This is a genomic window from Pseudoalteromonas sp., assembly GCF_041613455.1.
GTDB lineage: Bacteria > Pseudomonadota > Gammaproteobacteria > Enterobacterales > Alteromonadaceae > Pseudoalteromonas.
This window is the reverse complement of sequence record NZ_JBFJHD010000297.1, coordinates 1-2,963: the sequence shown is the minus strand read 5'-3', so window position 1 is coordinate 2,963 and position 2,963 is coordinate 1. Positions and strand designations below refer to the sequence as shown.

Annotated in this window: 3 protein-coding genes and 1 tRNA gene; all 4 read left to right on the top strand. The window is 46.1% G+C overall.

Annotated features, from left to right (window positions below):
* The first annotated feature begins 52 nt into the window (after positions 1–52).
* The 4 genes from murB to ABYB02_RS16195 all read left to right on the top strand — a co-directional run bounded on the left by murB (position 53) and on the right by ABYB02_RS16195 (position 2,949).
* Positions 53–1,057: a UDP-N-acetylmuramate dehydrogenase gene (gene murB / locus ABYB02_RS16210; RefSeq protein ID WP_372763412.1), complete on the top strand. Its 1,005-nt coding sequence runs from the start codon at positions 53–55 to the stop codon at positions 1,055–1,057.
* A gap of 2 nt (positions 1,058–1,059) precedes the next feature.
* Positions 1,060–2,049: a bifunctional biotin--[acetyl-CoA-carboxylase] ligase/biotin operon repressor BirA gene (gene birA / locus ABYB02_RS16205; protein WP_372763414.1), complete on the top strand. Its 990-nt coding sequence runs from the start codon at positions 1,060–1,062 to the stop codon at positions 2,047–2,049.
* Positions 2,049–2,753 carry a pantothenate kinase gene (locus ABYB02_RS16200; RefSeq protein ID WP_372763413.1) on the top strand — a complete coding sequence of 235 codons (705 nt, stop codon included), beginning with the start codon at positions 2,049–2,051 and terminating at the stop codon, positions 2,751–2,753. The genes birA and ABYB02_RS16200 overlap by 1 nt, the downstream gene beginning before the upstream one ends.
* Before the next feature lie 120 nt (positions 2,754–2,873).
* A tRNA-Thr gene (locus tag ABYB02_RS16195) sits at positions 2,874–2,949 on the top strand.
* Positions 2,950–2,963: the final 14 nt, after the last annotated feature.

Below are 2,963 nucleotides of genomic sequence, written 5' to 3'. Positions count from 1 at the left end.
GCGACGATAGGTTAAACTATTGCGATTAGTTACCGGTTAGTTAGAGAGCTTAGTGGCGCACGCATTACAACCTTTACATACATTTGCATTAAACAACCAATGCCAGCATTTTGTTGAAATTACCCACCTTGAGCAGCTCAAAGCGCAGCACTTTAGCGCCCCGTATTGCTTATTAGGCGAGGGCAGTAACACGGTGTTTTTAACTGACTACAGCGGTACCGTAATTAAAATGGCGACCAAAGGGATCGCTATTCAAGAGCGCGACAACGATTACTTAGTACGGGTTGCCGCTGGCGAAAACTGGCACCAGTTAGTGAGTTATTTATTAGCGCAAAATATTCCCGGGTTAGAAAACCTAGCACTGATACCCGGTACGGTGGGCGCTGCGCCGGTGCAAAATATAGGTGCCTATGGCGTGGAGTTGGCGACGTTTGTTGACGCTGTGGAGTATTTCGACATAACCAGCAAAACCTTTAATACCCTGAGTAATGCGCAATGTGAGTTTGCTTATCGTGACTCGGTGTTTAAACACCGCCTGAAACACCAAGCGGTGATCACCGAAGTGCATTTAGCGTTACCTAAAAAATGGCAACCGGTGCTCAGCTATGGGCCGTTACAGCAGCTTACAAACGTCACACCTCAAGCGGTGTTTGAGCAGGTGATTAATACCCGCAATAGTAAGCTGCCTAACCCTCGACTATTAGCAAATGCCGGCAGTTTTTTTAAAAACCCAATTATTACCGCTGAGCAGTTAACCGCGCTTTTAGCGCAATTTCCACAGTTACCGCATTACCCCTATGAGCACGGCCAATACAAAGTCGCAGCCGGCTGGCTTATTGAGCAGGCGGGGTTAAAAGGTTACCGCATTGCCGGTATAGCAGTGCATCAACAACAAGCGTTGGTATTAGTTAACTATGGTGATAGCCAAGGGAGTGATTTAATTGCGATGATCAAGCATATTCAACATACGGTTCAGGCGCGCTATAACATTACCTTGCAGCATGAAGTGCGTTTAATTGATAACCATAGCGAATGCTATATTAATGTGGAAGCTTAATGATGAAAGCGCCTGAAGGAAATCGACTCGCCATTTTAAACGCCTTAAATAACGGCGGCTTTATTTCAGGGCAAGCCCTGGGTGAGCAGTTAGGTATTAGCCGTGCGGCTATAAGTAAGCATATTCAAAGCTTACAAGAAATGGGCCTCGATATTTTTACAGTAACCGGTAAAGGCTATAGCTTAAATAACCAAGTGGGCATGCTGAAGCAAGCCACTATTGAGCAGTACTACCATGCACTTGGCGCAAATACAGCACAGCTTGAAGTACACCCAATTATAGACTCCACCAATAGTGAGCTGATGCGCCGTATTCAAAGTAAAGCCGCGCTTGCATCGGGAACAGTGGTTGTAGCTGAAATGCAGCAAGCGGGGCGCGGCCGGCGCGGCCGTGCATGGCAGTCACCGTTTGGCGCTAATTTATATTACAGCTATTTTTGGCGTTTAGACGATGGCCTGCAAGCAGCCATGGGCGTGTCGATTGCGGTAGGTTTAGCGGTATACGATGTTATCAAAGCACTCTATGCCATTGAGGTTGAATTAAAGTGGCCAAACGACATCTATATTAATAAGCAAAAGCTGGCCGGCGTATTAGTTGAGTTAGACGGTCAACCGCAAGGCCCGTGTCAGTTGGTGATTGGTATTGGCATTAACCTACAAATGCCAGAAACTTACAGTCAACAAATAGAGCAAGCCTGGACCGATTTGAGCCAGCATACTAAGCAGCTAGATAAAAATCAGTTGGTGGCCTCATTGACCTATTATTTGGAGCAGCGCTTAGCGCAGTACCGTGAAAGCGGGTTGCAGCATATGTATCAACAATGGAATGCACTAAATGCGTTTGCTGGCGAATGTGTTGAGCTGAATACTGGACACCGCAGTTGGCGCGGAATTTGTGATGGCATCGATCCACAAGGCGGCATTCGTATTCGCCAAGATGGAGTGGTAAAAAGTTATTACGGTGGCGAAATTTCGCTTCGCAAGGCGCAATGATGAGATTATTAATTGATGTAGGCAACACCGCACTTAAAGCTAAGCTGTGGCACAACCAACAAGTACAGCCTTGCGATGTTAAACAGTTACCGTGGCAACACATCACTACCGTGGTCTACGCCTGTGTGGGGCGCAGCGAGTTATTAAACGACATTTTAGCGCAAGCTGCTGTGCACAAAGTGCCTTGCTTTGCGGCGCAGGTCACAAAAAGCTTAGCTGCGTTACGCTGTGCGTATCAGCATGAACGCAATTTAGGCATAGATAGATGGCTGGCATTAATTGCCGCGTATACCTTATACCCAGCACAAGCCTGTATTGTGGTAGATGCTGGCACCGCGACCACTATTGATGTAGTAAACAGTCAAGGGCAGCATTTAGGGGGCTGGATTTTACCGGGCCTTGATTTAATGACACGCTCACTAACACAAAATACCCAGCGGGTGTTTGATGATGAAAACACGCCATTTACTAATCAGCTAGGAACTAACACCCCCAATGGCTTAAAAAATGGTGCCTTGGTGGCCACCCTAGGTGCGATTGAGCAGGCGAAACCCTATTTAAACGACAAAAACACACAAATAATTTTTGCTGGTGGCTATGGTGCGTTATTACAACAGCAATTTAATGGCAGTATGTTTGACCCCGAGCTGGTTATTAAAGGCTTAAATTACTGGTACGAACTGAGCGAACACGATAAAAAGTGACCAAAAACGGCAGTTTTGCCTGATTTGTGAGCATTTGATGCAAAAAATTACATTTATTTTGAATTTATAGTTGCATCCCAATAAAGCTTACTCTAATATCTCGCCCCGTACTAAAGCAGTGCCGACTTAGCTCAGCTGGTAGAGCAACTGACTTGTAATCAGTAGGTCAACCGTTCGACTCGGTTAGTCGGCACCACTTTCCTTTTACCG

Excerpts from the sequence above, each read along its gene's own strand:
- birA (WP_372763414.1), top strand. The coding sequence starts at position 1,060 with ATGAAAGCGCCTGAAGGAAATCGACTCGCCATTTTAAACGCCTTAAAT.
- ABYB02_RS16200 (WP_372763413.1), top strand. The coding sequence starts at position 2,049 with ATGAGATTATTAATTGATGTAGGCAACACCGCACTTAAAGCTAAGCTG.